This window comes from Vagococcus hydrophili (assembly GCF_011304195.1).
GTDB classification, from domain to species: domain Bacteria; phylum Bacillota; class Bacilli; order Lactobacillales; family Vagococcaceae; genus Vagococcus; species Vagococcus hydrophili.
On the sequence record NZ_CP049887.1, the window covers coordinates 1871779 to 1891188 of the forward strand.

The 19410-nt window shown below is 31.9% G+C and carries 11 protein-coding genes; 9 read left to right on the plus strand and 2 right to left on the minus strand.

Annotated features, from left to right (window positions below):
• Positions 1 to 65 precede the first annotated feature (65 nt).
• From G7082_RS09335 to G7082_RS09355, 5 genes are all read left to right on the plus strand, one after another.
• Entirely contained in the window at positions 66 to 668 is a 603-nt protein-coding gene (locus G7082_RS09335) for an ECF transporter S component (protein ID WP_166034828.1), read from the plus strand.
• Positions 669 to 839: 171 nt separating this feature from the next.
• Positions 840 to 1136, plus strand: a complete 297-nt coding sequence (locus G7082_RS09340; RefSeq protein WP_420825031.1) for a RidA family protein — start codon at positions 840 to 842, stop codon at positions 1134 to 1136.
• 407 nt (positions 1137 to 1543) lie between these two features.
• Positions 1544 to 12436, plus strand: coding sequence for a Cna B-type domain-containing protein (locus G7082_RS09345; protein ID WP_166034829.1), 10893 nt, complete (start codon positions 1544 to 1546; stop codon positions 12434 to 12436).
• 108 nt (positions 12437 to 12544) lie between these two features.
• A complete protein-coding gene (locus G7082_RS09350) occupies positions 12545 to 13000 on the plus strand; it encodes an NUDIX hydrolase (RefSeq protein ID WP_166034830.1) in 456 nt (151 codons plus the stop codon).
• Positions 13001 to 13002: 2 nt separating this feature from the next.
• Complete coding sequence (locus G7082_RS09355) at positions 13003 to 13152, plus strand: hypothetical protein (protein WP_166034831.1); 150 nt, start codon at positions 13003 to 13005, stop codon at positions 13150 to 13152.
• Between the two features lie 338 nt (positions 13153 to 13490).
• Here the strand turns inward: G7082_RS09355 and G7082_RS09360 are convergent, their stop codons facing one another.
• Positions 13491 to 14153: a helix-turn-helix transcriptional regulator gene (locus G7082_RS09360; RefSeq protein ID WP_166034832.1), complete on the minus strand. Its 663-nt coding sequence runs from the start codon at positions 14151 to 14153 to the stop codon at positions 13491 to 13493.
• Positions 14154 to 14294: 141 nt separating this feature from the next.
• On the opposite strand from G7082_RS09360, the gene G7082_RS09365 reads away from it, so the two are divergent.
• From G7082_RS09365 to G7082_RS09375, 3 genes are read left to right on the plus strand one after another with little or no spacing between them, the layout of a single operon-like run.
• Positions 14295 to 15548 (plus strand): MFS transporter, encoded by a 1254-nt coding sequence (locus G7082_RS09365; protein ID WP_166034833.1) that lies wholly within the window; start codon positions 14295 to 14297, stop codon positions 15546 to 15548.
• A 1-nt stretch (position 15549) separates the two neighbouring features.
• Positions 15550 to 16554 (plus strand): sugar phosphate isomerase/epimerase family protein, encoded by a 1005-nt coding sequence (locus G7082_RS09370; protein WP_166034834.1) that lies wholly within the window; start codon positions 15550 to 15552, stop codon positions 16552 to 16554.
• Between the two features lie 2 nt (positions 16555 to 16556).
• Positions 16557 to 16940 carry a RidA family protein gene (locus G7082_RS09375; RefSeq protein WP_166034835.1) on the plus strand — a complete coding sequence of 128 codons (384 nt, stop codon included), beginning with the start codon at positions 16557 to 16559 and terminating at the stop codon, positions 16938 to 16940.
• An 87-nt stretch (positions 16941 to 17027) separates the two neighbouring features.
• Here G7082_RS09375 and G7082_RS09380 read toward each other — a convergent pair whose 3' ends face one another.
• Positions 17028 to 18290 (minus strand): MFS transporter, encoded by a 1263-nt coding sequence (locus tag G7082_RS09380; RefSeq protein ID WP_166034836.1) that lies wholly within the window; start codon positions 18288 to 18290, stop codon positions 17028 to 17030.
• A 96-nt stretch (positions 18291 to 18386) separates the two neighbouring features.
• Here G7082_RS09380 and G7082_RS09385 point away from each other — a divergent pair, with 96 nt between their 5' ends.
• On the plus strand, positions 18387 to 19364 hold the full coding sequence (locus tag G7082_RS09385) for a helix-turn-helix domain-containing protein (protein ID WP_166034837.1): 978 nt from the start codon (positions 18387 to 18389) through the stop codon (positions 19362 to 19364).
• The last annotated feature ends 46 nt before the right edge of the window (positions 19365 to 19410 follow it).

The following is a 19410-nucleotide window of genomic DNA, read 5'->3' on the forward strand; positions in this document are numbered from 1 at the left end:
CAAACAATAGAAATTTTCAGAATAACATGCTATTATGATTAAAATTTGGAAAAGAGGACGTTGTTTTGAAAAATAAAAGTAAAGCTTACCGGTTAACGATTCGAGGAATTTTAATAGCGATTATTATCGTTCAATCTATGGTGCCTTTTTTAGGATTTATACCTTTGTTCGTTACTAGTTTAACGATTATTCATATTACTGTTATTGTAGCCAGTGTAACTTTGGGCACAAAAGACGGGATGTTAATTGGTTTGATTTGGGGTCTTTTAACGATGTTTCGAGCCTGGACAATGCCAACAACTCCAATAGATACTTTAATTTTTACAAATCCAATTGTATCCGTAGTTCCTAGAATTTTAGTGGGTGTCGTTGCAGGTCTTTTATTTAGTTTTATCTACAAAAAAACTAAAAAAGTTTCCTTATCTACTATTATAGCTTCTGGAGCAGCATCATTAACCAATACGGTTTTAGTACTGGGATTAATGGGAATTATCTATACTGCACCTGTAGCACAAGCTTACCAAACAACTTCAAAAGGATTGTGGACAGTACTTTTAACTATTGTTGGAACGAATGGTATACCAGAGATGATTGCAGCAATGGTAATTACACCACTCATTGTAGGAGCTATTTTCTCTGCAACAGATTTACTTGAATCAAGAATATAATACTTTAAGTAAATTAGAACTTCATTTATTAAGAAAACGTTTATATGCTAGTATTTAAATAGATTTATATTTAAGAAAGCAGGCAGAAAAATGAAAAAACAAGTGAAAACCTAAAAAGTGCCACAAGCCATTGGTCCATATTCTCAAGGGATTCAAACAGAAGGTGAATTGATGTTTATTTCTGGTCAATTACCTATCAATGGTGCCACTGGAAAAAAGCCCGAAGATTTTGTGGAACAAACTAAGGAAAGTTTAAGTAATATCAAAGCGATTTTAGAAGAAGTTGGTTTAGATGTGACAAACATTGTGAAGATGACGATCTTTTTAGATGATATTTCAGATTTTGAAAAAGTTAATGAGGTGTATTGCAGTTTCTTTTCTGAACCGTTTCCAGCTCGTAGTACGATAGAGGTGTCCAAACTTCCTAAAAATGCAAAAGTAGAAATTGAAGCGATAGCTACTAAATAAATAATTACAACCCTAATTTAAACTATGCAGGAACAAATTATGTTCCTGTATAGTTTTTTTTATAAAAACTGTCTTTTATGAAGACAATTTTTATTAAAATTTACTTTTATTTATATACTATAATTTTTGTACAGGCCGGTAATATAAAATGTATTAAAATTTTAATTTGAGAATATTAATGATACAATAAAATTGACATATAAAAGCTTTAAAGGATAATAAATATATAAATGTTTTATTTAAAAACGTTTTTTTGGTAAACGGATTAGAGTTATAGAAGGGGAATGATATAAATAAAAAATAAAGATTACAAGAAAATAATTGCCCGTTTTTTAAAAATGTGTTATTTTTTAACTTAGCTGTTTTTTTAAAGGTCTATTTTTGAAAAAATGAATGGAGGAAAGAAGATGAAATTAAAAAAATCGGTGTTCATGTTAATCGTTATGTTAATGGGGATTGTTACTCAAATAGTAACAACAATTGGGACAATCCAAGCTTTTGCAGAGTCAGTAGATGAAGAAACTGTTACACAAATAAAAGACTCATCAACTGTCAACAGTCAGAATTTGACTTTCGATACACAAACACAGGAAGAACATTCTTCTGAAGAGGAATTAGTCACTGATTATGATGAAAAGAAGAATGTTGAAGAGGAAGCAAGCGGTGATGAATCACAGGAAAATAAGAATGTTCGTGATATGGAAAAAGGTAAGAATATTTTAGATTATCCTCAGTCAGATTTAGAGAATTTACCAAAAGATAAAAATGGGAATCCAACTATATTAACTGATGTAAAAATGACTTTAAATGATGAAGTAATTACAGAAGTTAATCCACTAAAAATTGGAGATGTATTTCAAATAAAATATAAGTTTGAAATACCAGATGCTTTTGGAAAGTTAATGGAAGCTGGCGATTATTTTGAATTTGATTTACCTAGTTCGGATGCTGTCCAATTAACTGAGAGACAAACAGGACCATTGCTTCATTCTGGAACAGCTGAAGTCTATGGAGAGTATATCGCAGAAACAAATGGGCATGTAACATTGATTTTTAATGAACTTTTGGCTAAGAATGATTCTGTTTTTGGTGAATTAATGTTTTCTATGCGTATTGATGAAAAAAAGGTTACGATACCAGGTGAGTACCCAATTGAAATCCCAGGAACTGTTACTAATGGCGATCAAGTAGTGGTAATTGCAGCTAAGGAAAAAAAATATATTGAAAAAGAATATATAAAAAGTGAAGGTTCAACGATATATTGGAAAGTATTAATTAATCCAAGTTATTTAAAAATTGATGATTTGAAATTACGTGATTCTACTAGGATAGGTATTCAGAATGTTGCTGAGAGTATTAACATTGACAAGATGGTGAAAGCAGATGTCAACCTCAATGGTGACGTTACTGAAAAAGAAGAAATTTCTATAAAAAACAATGTAGTAACACCAGATGGTGACATTGATTTAGGCTTTGATTATATTGATCAACCTTATGTACTCTATATAAGTACTCCTATATTATTTGGTGTTGTAGGAACAATTGAAAATACAGCAACACTTTCAGGTAAGACTGATTTTCAAAAAGATGGCTTTATGCTAAATGCTTCTGCAACGGCAAATTTTGGTAAGGAAATGATCAAGAAAGAAGCCGGAATTTTTGATAAAAAGAATCAAACAGTTGATTGGACAGTTACTTTTAATCCAGAAGGAATAGCTATTCCAGAAAAAGATGCTCACTTTATGGATTACATTGACAATGGAACATTGATGGAAGAGACAATGGAAGTGTCCCCCGCTTTACCTTATGAGGTTATTCCATCAGATGACAAAAAATCTTTTAAATTTGTGTTTAAAACTGATGTAAATGAACCAGTAAAGATAAAATATAAAACAAAAATTACCAATGAAAATGTTTCTAAAGTAAAAAATAAAGTTGTTATTGGTTCTTATGAAAAAACTGTTTCAAAAGATATCTCAGGTCCTGGAGAGGGTGATGGTGATGGCGAAAACCCTGGTGGAGATGATAAGAGTCAAATTAACAAATCGGTATCAAAGTCAGATAAACCTGGAATGGCTGATTGGACTCTAGATATTAACAAAGAAAAAATAGCGCTAGACAGTTGGAGTGTGCATGATAAAGTAAATAGAGGATTTATTAATATGGATTCATTTAGTCTTCGTTATGCAGATGGTGGAGATGTTCCAACAGAGGATTATTCGATTACTTGGTATGAAGAAGGTAAAGGATTATCAAGAAGTTTTAAATTGAATTATCATAAAGCAACTTCAAAGCATTTTATAATTAATTATACAACAACACTGGATGGAGCATCATCTCAAACAAATGGAGCAGATTATACATATACATTCAAAGGAAAACCAAAATTTGATAATGACTCAAAAACATTTGTACCTGAAATTATTCCAGAAATTGGATTAGCAAAATCTGGTAAATTTGATCCAGAGAAAAATGAAATTATTTGGACAGTCGTAGTTAATGATGGAAAAAATAAAGAGAAAATTGGGCCGGACAATTTATTGATTGACCCAATTAATGATGACCAAGAATACGTTAAAGATTCAGCTGAAGTTTTTTATCAATATGGAACTAGATGGGAGCCATTACAAACTGGTAAAGTTAATTTTGATCAATCTAAAAATCAATTGGAAGTCTCTAATTTAATAGAAACAAATTATGCTCATAAAGTTGTATTCAGAACAAAATTAAAAAAACCAAGTGATATTTTAAATAAAACAATTGAAAATACAGCTTACTATACAGATAAGAATACTCCGAAAAAACCAGCAAAGGGAACTTTAGAAATTGCTAACAAAAACGATTTATTTTTAAAGAAAAGTGGTACGGTTGATCCAATCGATCAAACCTTAATTAACTGGACGGTTGATGTTAATCCTTATGAACAACAATTGAAAGATTTAGAAATTTTTGATGATAACTGGAAGAATCAGATAGTTGTTAGGGATAGTATTAATTTGAGGTATGCACATACTAATGTTCCTATGGTTGAGGGAATAGATTACGTATTGAATTACACGGAACGTGGTTTCCATATAAAGATGAATCAAGATGTAACAACAAAATTATTGTTAACTTATCAAGGTCGTATCTTATTCCCGAATGGTACTCGTCCAGGTAGTGAACAAGAGGTTTCTAATAGTGTTCGTATGACAGCGAAATATGTTTATACAACAGAAAAACCAATTGAAGTAAAAATTCCTGTGAAAGTACCAGATAGTTCTGGAACAATACAAGGAAAAACAAGAAATCTAAACGTAAAAAAAGTATCAGAAGATAATCCAAATGAAGTTTTATCAGGTGCAGAATTTGTGTTATACCGTGGAAAAGAAAAAGATCCAGGGAAAGTTGTTAATCGTGTAACTACTAATAATAGTGGTGATGCATTATTTGATAAACTAACTAAAGGGGACTACTTATTAGTTGAGACAAAAGCGCCTTCTGGTTATGGTATTAGTAATGAAATGAAAAATGGTCGTGTAGTTTCTATTTCAGATGATCAAACGACGACAATCGAAGAAATTGTTAAAGATCCAATAGCAGGATCAGAAAAATTAATTGATTTTCCAGTTAAGAAGAAGTGGGAAAAAGTTCCATCAAATGTAACAACTCCAGAAGTGACTGTAAGATTATACGCTGATGGTGATGAAAAAGATTCGATGAAATTGAATCGTGGAAACAATTATGAAGGAACGTTTAAAGATCTACCAGAAAAAGAAAATGGGAAAATGATTGAATATACTGTGAAAGAAGATTCAGTAGATGGCTATGATAGCAGTGTTAATGGTAATGTAATTACAAATGTTTATGATTTTTCTGAAACGACTAGTTTATCAGGTAAGAAAATGTGGAAAAATGATGAAAATATTGATGTTAGACCTAATGAAATTACAGTAGTTTTATTCAAAAATGAAGTGGAATTTGAAAATCAAAAAGTTAAATCATCTAATGATTGGAAGTATATCTTTAACGATTTACCAGTTTATGATAAAGAGACAGGAAAAGAAAATATTTATCGTGTAGAAGAAAGAGATATTCCAGATGGATATATCTCAGAAGTAGATAATCAAAACAATATCACAAATACTTATTCAAAAGAGCCGGTCAAATTAATTGCTATTTCGGGCGAAAAAAAATGGAATGATAATGATAATGCCTTGGATACTAGACCAGATAAAATTAAAGTGGAACTATTTAGAAATAATGGTTATTCTCCTTATAGAACACAAATAGTTTCTTCGGATAGTTCAGGACATTGGAAATACACATTTGAAGATTTACCAGAAAGAGATGAAGATGGTGATCTTTACAATTATCATGTAAAAGAAGAAAAAGTAGACGGATACACAACAGAAGGATTTAGTGATTATGGGTTAGTTAATACTTACGATAACAATAAAACAATTGAAATTAAAGGTAACAAACTTTGGTTTGGTGACGATGATAACTACGATAACAGACCGGATGAAGTAACGGTTCATTTATTACAAAACGGTCATCGAATTAAAGAAACCAAAGCTACTGAGTCTTCCAATTGGCAATATAAATTTACTGATTTGGCAGAGTTTGATGATAAATTGATTCCATATAAATACACTGTAGAAGAAGAACCAGTTGAAGGATACACAACAGAGATTGACGGTACAACAATCAAAAATACGTATGAATCAAGTGGTAAAGTAAGTTTACACGGTGAAAAAAAATGGGAAGATAATGATAACAGTAATAATACTAGACCTGGATATATTTTTGTGAATTTATATCAAAATGGGGTAGAGATTGATTATCAAAAAGTAAAACCAGATCAAGAAGATGGAAAATGGAATTATAGTTTTGAAGATTTAGAAGAAAAAGATGAAAATGGCAAGCCATATGTATATACAGTAAGAGAAAATATAGTGCCTTTAGGTTATACATCGAAAGTAGAAGGCAATGATATTTATAACACATTAAATGATAATGAGTTTATTACGATAGAGGGGGAAAAGTTCTGGAAAGATTTTGATGGGACTATTGGAAGGAGACCTTCAAGTGTCACCGTACAACTTGAAAGAAAAATAAAAAATTCCAATAATTGGAGATGGTTAGATAGAACTTATACTAAAGCTCCAGATTGGAAATATAAATTTGAAAATCAGCTTAAATATGATGAGTACGGAGATGAATATGAATACCGTGTAGTAGAAATGGGAAGCGATTCAGGTTATACACCTGTTTATTCTGAATATGATATCACGAATATACCAAATAATCCAAAAACTAAAATTGAAGGTTGGAAAAGATGGGAAGATAATGATAATGAGGCAGGATTGCGTCCAGAAACCATTGAAATTTACCTATATCAAGACGGTAAAAAAATCGAAACAAAAACATTGAGCGGAAATTCATCATTACCTAATGATTGGAAGTACACTTTTGATAATTTAGATGTTTACAACATGGAAACTGGAGAGAAATATGTTTATACGTTGGAAGAAAAGGTAGTGCCTAATTATGAAACAACATATCCTTACTCAAATAGGATATTGAACACATTTACTCCTAATGAGAAAACGAGATTAGATGGTGAAAAAATATGGAACGATAATAACGATGCCTTTAAAAAACGACCTTCCGAAATTACTGTTGAGTTATATCAAGGTACGACATTGTTTGATTCGGTAGTAGTAAACGAGGCTAGTGATTGGAAGTATACATTTGATGAGTTACCAAAACTAGATAATAATGGAAAAGAATATCAGTATTCTGTCAAAGAAAAAGGATCAGTTCCCGGTTATGATACTGAAGTGGTAAACAGTGATATTGTTAATACCTATCAAAATACTGAAATAACTAGTTTAAGTGGTGAAAAAATATGGGAAGATTTTGATAACAAATTCAACTCACGTCCATCATCAATTGAAGTAGTATTACTTCAAAATAATAAGGTATATGAAAGAAAGACTGTTAAACCGGATGAAAATGGGCATTGGAAGTATACGTTTGAAAACTTAAAGATTTATGATGACGATGCCAAACGTTATGAATACAAGGTTCAAGAAAACAAAGTACCTGATGATTATACATCAGTAGTTGACGGCACAAATATCACCAATACTTATAATAATGAAGATTTAATTGATTTAAAGGGTGAAAAAATATGGGATGATTATGGTAATAAATTTAATACTCGTCCTAAATCTATCACGGTTCAGCTTTTAAATGGTAGTGAAGTTATAGAAAGTAAACAAGTTACACCGGATCAAAATGGTAACTGGTACTACGAGTTTACAGAATTAATTATTTTTGACGAGAATGGTCAAAAAATTGATTACACAGTTAAAGAAGTCATTCTAGATAATACTCATGGTTATGTTTCTGAAGTAGTGGGAGACAATATTATTAACCACTATGTTAATAATGAGACTATTAATTTTAAAGGTGAGAAAAAATGGGATGATTATGGTAATAAGTTTGATACACGCCCAGAAGAAGTAACTATCCAACTGTTTAGAAATAATAAAAAAATTGAAGAAACAAAAACAGATAGCAAAAAAAATTGGAAGTATGAATTTAGTAATGATTATCTGGTTTATGATGTCGATGGAGATGCTTATGACTATCGAATTATTGAAAAAGATGTTTTAGGATATCAAACAGAGGTTAAACCTGTAGAGTCTTCAGACACCGGAATTAAAGAACATACTGTAACTAATAAATATGTAAATACAGAAAAAACAAATATTCCAGTAAGTAAAAAATGGGATGACTACAATGACAAGTTCGATACAAGACCAGAAAAATTAAAAGTAACTTTATATGAAAATGAGAAAAAAGAATTAGAAAGCGTGTATTTATCAGAGACAAATGATTGGAAACATGATTTTGTTAATTTACCTGTCTATGATGAAAAAGGTAAGAAGATTGTTTATAGTGTGAAGGAAGACATTCCTGATGAGTATGAACAAGTTCAGTCAGGACCAAACTTTATTAATAAGTATGAAAATAAAGAGACAACCATACTTCAAGGTGAAAAAATATGGAAAGACGGTAATAATGCTTTAAGTACAAGGCCAGGTTCAATTACAGTTGTATTGTATCAAAATGGACAACCAATGATTGACGAGCAATTAAAACCAGTCACACAAGAAGTGACGCTGCGTAATAATTGGGGCTATAAGTTTGAAAATTTACCGAAGTATGATGGTAAAGGAAATCCTTATACATATACTGTTGATGAAATCGAAGTGGATCAGTATGAAACTAGCGTCGTTGGAAATAACATAGTTAATACATATCGTAATTATGAAGTAATCGATTTTGAAGGTAAAAAAGAATGGGATGATTTGGATAACAAAGTTAAATCTCGACCAGAATCAATTACAATCGAATTGTATCAAAATAATGCTAAACAACCTTACGACGTAAAAGAAGTTAAACCTGATAAGAACGGTAATTGGAACTATAAGTTTACTAATTTACCAAAATATGATGAAGAGATTAGAGAATATAAATACACTGTGAAAGAAAAAAATGTACCACATTATGATACTGAAGTGGTTGGTAATAATATCAAGAATACCTACCGAAATGAAGAATTGACTGAATTTAAAGGACAAAAAGTCTGGTTTGATAAAGACAATAAATTAGGTAAACGTCCAGATTCAATTACAGTCGAATTGTATCAAAATGACGGTAAACAACCATTTAAAACAGACACAGTAGTACCAGATTCAAATGGTGATTGGAACTATTCATTTACCGATTTACCAAAATATGATGATACATTGACGCCTTATGAGTATTCAGTAAAAGAAATTCCTGTCAATAATTACGACAGTGAAGTATCTAGTGTAGATGGAACAACCATTACTAACACAATAATCAATAAAGACAAAACATCTGTGTTAGTTCAAAAGAAATGGGAAGATCAAAACGATAAACTGAATACCCGTCCAAATAGTATTCGAGTTAACCTTTATCGTAATAATGGAAGAATTCCATTTAGAACTCAAGTTATCTTGCCAAATGAGAACGGCTCATGGTTCTATGAATTTGAGAATTTACCAAAATATGATGATGAGTTAAATGAGTATCAATATACTGCTAAAGAAATGAGAGTACCTAATTACAGTAATTCTGTTGTAAAAGATCCAATCACTCAAAATGCTGTCATTACTAATACTTATAATAATAAAGAGGTTATTCAAGTAAATGGTGAGAAGACATGGAGTGATTACGATAATAAACTTAATTCACGTCCAGAATCGATTCAAGTTGATTTATTTCGTTCAGACTCTGAAGAAGTTTATCAAACTCAAAAAGTAGAAGCAGATGAGAATGGTCATTGGTACTATTCATTTAATGATTTACCTAAGTATGATGAGAATCTTGATCCATATAAGTATAAGGTGAAAGAACAACCTGTTTCTCATTATGATAGTAAAGTTGATGGGTATAATATCAACAATACTTATCGAAATGATGATAAGACAGAAGTCAAAGGTGAAAAACGTTGGGTAGACGTGGATGATAAACTGAATAAACGACCTGATTCTATTGTTGTTGAGTTATATCAAAATCATAAAAAAATAAAAGAAACAACAGTTACAGAAAATCAAGATGGAAATTGGAACTATGAATTTACTAATTTAGACAAGTATGACGCTGACTTAAATGAGTATTATTATACGGTTAAAGAGGTTCCTATTAAAGACTACGATACTGAAATTATAGGTACAACTATAACTAATACGTATCAAAATAAAGATATAACAGAAATTTCAGGAAAAAAAGTTTGGGATGATAAGAGCAATAAAATAGATGTTCGACCTGACTCTATTGTTGTTGAACTTTATCAAAATGGTGGGGATAAGCCATACCAAACAAAAGAAGTTAAATCTAACGGAACAGATGAATGGTCTTACGAATTTACAGAGTTACCAAAATATGATGGAATGTTAGAACCATTTGTTTATACAGTTAAAGAAGTAAGTGTTCCTCATTATGAAACAACTATCCAAGGAATAACCATTACTAATAAATTAACGAACGATATTAAAACAAACTTAGAAGGTAAAAAAGTTTGGATAGATGAGGATAATAAGTTAAATAAACGTCCAAAATCAATTGAAGTTGATTTATACCAAAATGGTGGGGAACAACCGTATAAAACGCAAACTGTTACAGGTGATACAACAGGTCATTGGAGTTATGAATTTAAAGACTTACCAATGTATGATGATAATTTAGATTCATATGAGTACACAGTAAAAGAACACGATGTCACTCAGTATGATGGTAAAGTTGAAGGAACGACGATTACAAACACATACCAAAATACGGATAAAACAAAATTATCTGGAGAAAAAACGTGGTCAGATAAAGACGATAAATTAAATGTTCGTCCAAATGCAATCAAAGTTGATTTGTATCAAAATGGCCAAAAAATGGCAGACAAAACAAAAGTTGTAAAAGCAGATAAATCAGGTCATTGGAAGTATGAATTTAAAGATTTACCAATGTACGATGATAAACTAGATCCTTATGAATACACAGTGAAAGAACAACAAGTTCCTCACTACGATAGTCAAGTTAATGGAAATAATATCCATAATACTTACCGTAATGACGATGTGGTTAAAGTTGAAGGTGAGAAAAAATGGAAAGATGAGAGCAACAAAATTAAATCTCGTCCGGAATCGATTGTGGTTGAATTGTATCAAAATGATGGTAAAAAACCATTTAAAACACAAACCGTAACAGCAAATGAAACGGGACATTGGTACTATTCATTTGATCAACTACCAAAATATGATGAAGAATTAAATCCATATACTTACACAGTGAAAGAACAACAAGTTCCTCATTATGAATCTAGTGTGACAGGAACAACGATCACGAATACATATCAGAATACAGAGTTAATCAAAATTTCTGGTCAGAAACAATGGAATGATGAAAACAACAAATTAAATCATCGTCCGGATTCAATCACTGTTGATTTATACCAAAATGATGGTAAAAAACCGTATCAAACAAAAGAAGTTAAGGCTGATAAAAATGGTAACTGGACATACGAATTTACAGAGTTACCAAAATATGATGATAAGTTAAATGAATATCAATATACAGTAAAAGAAAGAGATGTTGAAGATTATACGACTGTTATTGAGGGAACAACGATTATCAATACATATAAAAATGTTGAGGTTATTGAGTTATCAGGTGAGAAACAGTGGGATGATTTAGATAATAAATTAAACGTACGACCAGGTTCGATTGAGGTTGAATTATATCAAAATGATGGTGAAAAACCATTTAGAACTCAAAAAGTGACACCAGATAAAGATGGTAATTGGAACTACACATTTAGTGCTTTACCAAAATACGATGAAAAACTAAATGAATACCAATATACTGTAAAAGAAAAAGAAGTCACTCATTATGATTCGAAAGTGGAAGGAACAACGATTACTAACACGTATCGTAATGATGATGTCACTGAAGTTAATGGTAAGAAAATCTGGAAAGATGAAGATAATAAATTAAACGTACGACCAGATTCAATTACAGTTGATTTGTATCAAAATGGTGGTAAAGAGCCATTTAAGACACAAAAAGTGACACCAGACAAAAATGGTAATTGGAATTACACCTTCAAAGATTTACCAAAATACGATGATGAGTTAAATGCCTTTGAGTATACGGTTAAAGAAAGACGTGTTTCTCATTACGAAAGCCAAGTGAATGGTTTTGATATAACTAATACATATCAAAACACTGATATGACAAAATTAGTAGGTCAAAAATTCTGGGATGATGACAATAACAAAAAGAATACGAGACCAAATTCAATTATAGTTGAATTGTATCAAAACAATGGTGCGTTACCATTTAGAACACAGGTTGTGACACCAGATAAGAATGGTAATTGGAAGTATGAATTTACAGAATTACCAAAATATGATAATCAGTTAAATGCTTATCAATATACAGTAAAAGAAAGACCAGTGGCAGGTTATACGGCAACTGTGAAAGGAAACAATATTACGAATACCTTAAATCGTGATGTGACGCCGCCAAAACCAGTTGGACCTAAGAATCCTGGAACACCAACGGATCCTAATCGCCGCTTACCATTTACAGGACGTGAAACACCAAGTCAAAGAAGATTACCACAAACAGGAGAAGAAAAACAAAAACAGCTCCTTATCTCTTTAATTGGTTTAAGTTTACTATCTGTAAGTAGCGCTGCTCTTTACTTTAGAAAAAGATATTAGAATGAAGGTATAACTTAAAAATTCGAGGAACTCGCAGAAATTTATTTAAGATTTCTGCGGGTTTCTATTTTTGGTATAATGATTAGAAAAAGTTGAGGAGGAGAAATGATGTCAGATATTAGGGTAATGATTGAGGACACAAAGTTTGATGTGAGAGTTAGTGGCATTTTAGAAATTAATAACCAGATCTTAGTCACTAATGAATGTGATGGTGTTAAAACACTACCAGGTGGGGCGATAAAGACCAAAGAGACGACAGAAGCTGCCATGATTCGTGAATTTTATGAGGAAACCCATTTAAAAATCAAAGTTGGTAGACTGGTTGCTTGTGTGGAGAATTTGTTTTACTACGATGAACTTCCTTATCAGCAAATAAATTTTGTTTATGAAGTGTCCCTTTTAGATAGTGAAGAAAGTGACATCGAGTGGCATGATACGGTGACCACTGAATGGATTGATAAAAGTAACATTAACAACCAGTTGCAGCCTAGCGTTTTGAATAAATTAATAGTCGAAGAAAGAGAAAATTTTCAGCACATTGTTCATGAGGAGAGGATGGAGTAATCATGACAAAGGAAGAATATGAGCTTTTTTTAGAACAAGCCTTAAAGAATCTAAAAGTTCCTAGCGCTCAACGATTTAATATTAAAGGTGAAGTTAGCCGATTAGTAAAACTTTATACGGTTGAAGAGATGAAGGAAAAACAAAATAAATAGAGAAAAGAGACTGGCATCAATTTTAATTTTGATGTTAGTCTCTTTTCTGTTTAATTTAGATGCTTGGAGCTAAGCGCCTTTTTTATCACGCTATTTAGTCTGGATTCAAAAGGCAGCTCCTGCGGCAACTTCACAAATAAAAATTAATCGAAAAAAGCATCGATTATTTTTTATTTCCTCCAGCTGCTTGGAGCTAAGCGCCTTTTTCATCACGCTATGTAGTCTGGATTCAAAAGGCAGCTCCTGCGGCAATTTCACAAATAAAAATTAATCGGAAAAAGCACCGATTATTTTTTATTTCTTCCAATTGCTTGGAGCTAAGCGCCTTTTTCATCACGCTATTTAATCTTAGACAAGTAGCGATATACGCTTGGTTCTGACATTTCTATTCGGTGGGCGACTTCTGCTACGCCACCTTTGAGTAGGAAAACGCCTTTTTCGTTTAAATCGGTAATGATAGCGACTTTATTGTCTATCGATAATTCTGTTGAGAAATCGTAGTGAACAAGGACGCTGTCGATTAAAGAGGTTAATAGTTCTTCAATACTTTGTCCTAGATTCTCATGATCTTCCACAAGTTTAGGGGAATGACTGCCTACTTGCTCATCGTTGATATTAGGTAATCCAATGAGCTTATCTAAGGTATCTTGAATAGCCATTAAATCAGCAACAAGAACATTAATACAAAGCATACCTAATAAATTATTATTATCATCCTTAATAAAATAACTAGAAGAGCGGCAAGCTTTTCCTTCTGTTGTAAAAGATTTATAGATACCTGAGTTATCTTGCGTTAAATATTTTTTCTCTTGAATTTGTTTTAATGCCATATTTGTTAATGGTCCACCGATTTTTCTATTACTTAAATTTCCTGCAAGAGCAATAATAGAACTGTCAGGAGAACTAACATCATGCAGTAGTACCTCACTATCCGGACCCAAAATACTGTGTAAGAAGGGTACTAAATTTTTATAATAAGAAAGTATTATTTTATTATCCATCTCAATCACCTCACTCTTTATTATAGCAAAAATATTTTTTTTAAATAGTGTTGACTTTAAATTTGTTACCGTTTACAATGATAATAAATTATTATCAGATATCAATAATAATTTATTACTGAGGACTTAGGGGGCTTTATAATGAAAAAAGATTTTAAGAAGTGGGGTACATTTGGGGTTCTAGTTTTGGCTGGAGGAACAATTTATAAGTTATCTTCTTTAAAAGATGCTTTTTATGTGCCAATGCAAGAATACTTAGGATTAACACATACACAAATCGGGATGGCTATGTCAGTTTATGCAATTGTTCAGACTTTAGGATATTTTATTTCAATGTACGTAGCAGACCGTTTTTCAAGAAGAATTTTGATGCCACTAGGACTTATTGGAACAGGAGCAGTTGGTCTTTACTTAGCGACATTCCCTAACTATGTTGGAATTTTAGCTTCTTGGGCTGCGATGGCGTTTTTTGCAGATTTACTCTTTTGGCCCGTTTTAGTTAAATCAGTTCGGTCTCTGGGAGATTCCAGTGAACAAGGCCGTTTGTTTGGGTTTTTAGAAGCTGGACGTGGAGTAATTGATACAATTGTTGCTTTTACAGCACTTGGTTTGTTTGTTCAACTTGGTAGTAATGCAGCAAGTTTTAGAATTGCAATATTATTCTTTGCGATTGTCACAATTATTACAGGTGTTATTGTTTTCTTCACAATTGGTGACGATAAAGCAGAAGAAGCAGAAGAATCAAGTCACGAAAAAAATAAAAAAGCCATGGCAGGTGCGAAACAAGCGCTTAAATTACCTGAGTTGTGGATTGCTTCATTTATGATTTTCTGTGTTTACGGAACGTATGCCGGTTTAACTTATTTTATTCCATTCTTAAAAGATATTTACGGAATGCCAGTTGCTTTAGTTGGGGCATACGGAATTATTAATCAATACGGACTTAAAATGGTAGGAGGTCCCGTTGGTGGGATTCTTGCTGATAAAGCCTTTAAATCATCAACTAAGTACCTAAGATTCACTTTCTTATTATCAGCAATTATGATTGCTATCTTTGCCTTTTTACCACATACATCAATGAATATCTACTTAGGAATGGCTTGTACATTATTAATCGGAAGTGTTGTCTTCACACAAAGAGCGATTTTCTTTGCACCGATTGATGAAATTAACATTCCAAAAGAAATCAGTGGTGCTGCTATTTCACTAGCGTGTTTAATCGGATATGCGCCTTCTATTTTCTCATTTGCTTTATACGGGGCAGTGATTGATGCATTTGGTGGAATGGCAGGTTACCGAGTTGTCTTCTTAATTATGAGTGGGTTTGCGATTGTTGGATTCATTATTAGTAACTATTTAACACACCGATTAAAAAAACAAAAAGGAGCGAATTAGAATGAAATTAGGATTAGAAACAGAAACATTTCATATGTATTTCCAAAATGGACGAATGAATGCTTTTGACTTTGTGGATCAAGTGGTAGCTTACGGTTTAGATGGTGCTCAGTTTAACATAGTAGAATATTCAGAAGAAGAAGTATCCCAAGAGATACTGGATAAATATGATATTGACCCAGTTTGGGGAAGTTTATGTTCTAATGATAAAGATCATTTAAAAGCTCTTAGAAAAAAATTAGATGAGCACAACCTTTACTGTGAACTAGATATGAAAGGTGTGGAGACAGAAAGATTAAAAGATGTGATCGAAGTCGCTGAAATATTAGGTGCTAAGATTATTAGAACTTATATTAATAAAGGTAACTACGATCCAGAAAAAGTGAAAGCTGGGATTGAAAAAGTTCGTCTTATTGAACCTTTGTTAATTGAGAAAGGCATCCATTTGGCGATTGAAAATCATGAAGAAGAAGTTGCTACAGAAGTCGTTAAATTACTTCAAGAAATCAACTCACCAAATGTTGGTTGTTTATGTGACATTGGTAATGGTATGATGGCATGGGAAGATCCTAAAACAACTGTAGACACTCTAGCTCCTTATGCTAAAAGTACTCATTTTAAAGATCATATTGTGATTAAAGATGGTGAAAACTTACGTGTTAGTGGTTGTCCAGTAGGTTCTGGAAATATTGATACAGATTACTGTTACAAAACCTTATTAACACAATCAAGTGTTGAGCGAATTAATATTGAAATGTGTCATCCTTATGTTTCAACATTTAAAAGACCACTTGGAACGGGTGGTGTTGAGTATCTTGGAGAAGGCGCCTTTAAAATAGAAGAACCTTATATTGATCCAACCTTGATTGCCCCATTAAATACCTATAAACCTAGCCCGGAAAATTTAGAATATATGTTAGAAGTTCAAAAAAGAGATGCAGACGCTAGTGTGACTTACGTGAAGTCACTTAGAGAAAAATACAAACATTTAGAAAGAGGAATTTAATCATGAAAAAACAAATTTCAACAAACAACGCACCACAAGCAATCGGACCTTACTCACAAGGAATTGCGACAGAAGGATTAGTTTTTATTTCAGGTCAATTGCCAATCAATGCTGCCACAGGAGTAATGCCAGAAGATGTAGCAGAACAGGCAAAAGAAAGCTTAAACAATCTTCAAGCGATTTTAAAAGAATCTGGTTTAACAATGAATGATATTGTTAAAACAACGATTTTCTTAGCTGATATGAATGATTTTGTAGTAGCTAATGAAGTTTACGGAAGTTTCTTCTCAGAACCGTTCCCAAGCAGAAGTACAGTGGAAATCTCACGCTTACCGAAAGACGCAAAAATTGAAATTGAAGCAATCGCAGTTAAAAAGGGTGAATAAAAAAATGTGATGAAATAGGCGTTTAATTCCCGTTTCGTCTCAATCAAAAAGGTAACCAGAATAGTTGGTTACCTTTTTTTGTTTGATTTAAAGAGTCTCAACTGCTGTTCTTTCTTTTCTTTTCGATACCAATGAAATAGAAAGAAAAATCAGGGCAATACCGCCATATAACCACCAACTTAGCGTATCATTAAAGACATTAGCAGTTCCTAAGAAAATAAGTTGTCCAATGGGTGCCCCTGCCATAACAAGAGTGCTAAAAACCCCACTTGTAATACCTAGTTTTTCTTGAGGGACTTCACTAATCATAAAGGCAGAAACACGTGGATTTAATTTACCAATCAAATATCCTAAAGTGAATAAAGAAATAAGAACTAGGATAAAAGATTTCACTAAAATCAAAAGAATTGGTATCAGAGTAATGTTTACAAGAATTAAACTAATAATAGAGGAACTACTCACATTTCTGAGAAAATCTTTTGTCCAAAGAGAGCCAATTAAAAGTCCCACTGAGATAAAAATTCCAATCAAGGCAATACTATTAGGTAAATTACCAATCCACAGATATTCTTTTGTTAAGAGAGAAATATTTAGTAATGATTCAGAAGTGCTTGTAAGTAAGTTAATTAAAACAGCAAAGCTAATAATCATCTTTAAAAAAGGATTCTTCATAAAAATTGTTGTGACTTCTTTAAAATCTTCAACAAATGAGTTTGATTGACCTACTGTGTTTTCAGTAATTTTTAACGAGTCATTACAAGGTTTTAGAAGTGAATAAGAAGTCATAATAACAAGGGCTGCAAGTAAGAAAGTCACTGCGTTAATCCCCGCAAAGAGTGAAAAATTATAATTAAGTTGGACAAGCAGAAAGGCACCGAGACCTTGGAAAATCAATTGAATCAAGGTAAACATGGCATTTTGAAATCCCATCACATCTCTTAAACTTTCCTCATCAACCAATTCTTTAATGAAAGATAATTGGAGTGTACTACTAAAGAAACCTAAGCAATCAGCTACCACATTAATAAGGAGTAAAACGCTAAAAAGTAGAAAAGAAGGCTTTAATAAGATTAAAAAAGCAAGAAAGCTAAAAAGTAAGAACTGAATTAATCGTGAATAGATATTCCATTTTAATTTTTCTTTGGTTTTATCCGCTCGGTGTCCAACGAGTGGTTGAAAGAGACTGGGAATAAAAATCGTGATTGACGCTAGGGAAACGGCTAATGTGTTAAAAGGAAGTGTGCTAGCGTAAACGATAAAAACAATGTTAAAAAGACTATTACCGACAGCATTAAGTAAGTTGGCATTTGTTAAAATTCGATATTCTTTATTATGTAGATACGTATTCATGTTCTTCACCTCGTTGATTTATTTGTTAAATTAAGTATAAGTGAGGTAAACTAGAGATATCAGATAATTCTACTATAGTGGAAAAAAGGTGAGAAGATGGATGAAGGAACGTTATTTAGAAAGCTAAGAAAAGATCGGGGACTTAGTTTAGAGCAAGTGTCAGACGAGTTAAACAGTGTGTCATTTATTAGTAAGTTCGAAAAAGGCAACTCAAATATTAGTCTCCACCGAATGGAACGCTTGCTGAATAATATCAATGTCTCGGTAGAGGAATTTTTTTATTTGAGGGAGTTGGAGAAAAATACAACTTTGAATGAAGATATTAAGATTTTGAGAGGGTATTTGACGAGCGAATTTTATTATTATGTTGCTAGACTACTGTCTGTTAATGATCAAGCAGTAAAAAAGAGTTTTGAAATTGGCATTATTGAGATGAAAAAAATAAAAGATGAGATGGACGCAAAAAAAAGCTGGCAAAAATTCATTGCGATATATTGTGATATTTGTATCTATACCTATAAAAATAATCTAGATGAGATTAAAGATAAAAATCCTAAAAAAATTATGGAAGAGATTAACATCATATCGAAACCTGTTATCACGTACTTGTATAAAGTGGAGGATTGGAGTGTTTTTGAGTTAGTCTTATTTAAGCTATTTCTCTTTACCTTTAAAGCAGAACAAATTCATCAATTATTACCATTAGCCATAGCAAGAACAGAAAAAGAAAGTCAGTTCCATGTCATGATGAAATTTAAATCTGAAATCATTTTCTCTGGTTTTTCTTATTTTGTTAATTATAGACTTCAAGAATGGGCGAAAGAAAGTCTGGATTTGGCGCGAAAGATGTTAAAAAATCAAATGGATTTAACAAGTAGTACCTGTCTATTATTTTATGAAGGCTGGTATCAATTGATTTTTGAAGACTTTGAGAAGGGGATAGAATCTTGTCATCAAGCTATTTCTATTTTTAGAATTTTAGAACAACCTAAAATGGAAGGTAGCTTTAAACTGATTTTAAGAAATATCTTAAAGAATAAAGAACAACCAGATGAATATTTTATGTTTGTTTAAACCTATTACTCATTTCTCGTGTGTTATTCACAAAAACATGTTACAC

Coding starts and splice junctions, on each gene's coding strand:
- G7082_RS09340 (WP_420825031.1), top strand. CDS start 840: ATGTTTATTTCTGGTCAATTACCTATCAATGGTGCCACTGGAAAAAAG.
- G7082_RS09345 (WP_166034829.1), top strand. CDS start 1,544: ATGAAATTAAAAAAATCGGTGTTCATGTTAATCGTTATGTTAATGGGG.
- G7082_RS09350 (WP_166034830.1), top strand. CDS start 12,545: ATGTCAGATATTAGGGTAATGATTGAGGACACAAAGTTTGATGTGAGA.
- G7082_RS09355 (WP_166034831.1), top strand. CDS start 13,003: ATGACAAAGGAAGAATATGAGCTTTTTTTAGAACAAGCCTTAAAGAAT.
- G7082_RS09360 (WP_166034832.1), bottom strand. CDS start 14,153: ATGGATAATAAAATAATACTTTCTTATTATAAAAATTTAGTACCCTTC.
- G7082_RS09365 (WP_166034833.1), top strand. CDS start 14,295: ATGAAAAAAGATTTTAAGAAGTGGGGTACATTTGGGGTTCTAGTTTTG.
- G7082_RS09370 (WP_166034834.1), top strand. CDS start 15,550: ATGAAATTAGGATTAGAAACAGAAACATTTCATATGTATTTCCAAAAT.
- G7082_RS09375 (WP_166034835.1), top strand. CDS start 16,557: ATGAAAAAACAAATTTCAACAAACAACGCACCACAAGCAATCGGACCT.
- G7082_RS09380 (WP_166034836.1), bottom strand. CDS start 18,290: ATGAATACGTATCTACATAATAAAGAATATCGAATTTTAACAAATGCC.
- G7082_RS09385 (WP_166034837.1), top strand. CDS start 18,387: ATGGATGAAGGAACGTTATTTAGAAAGCTAAGAAAAGATCGGGGACTT.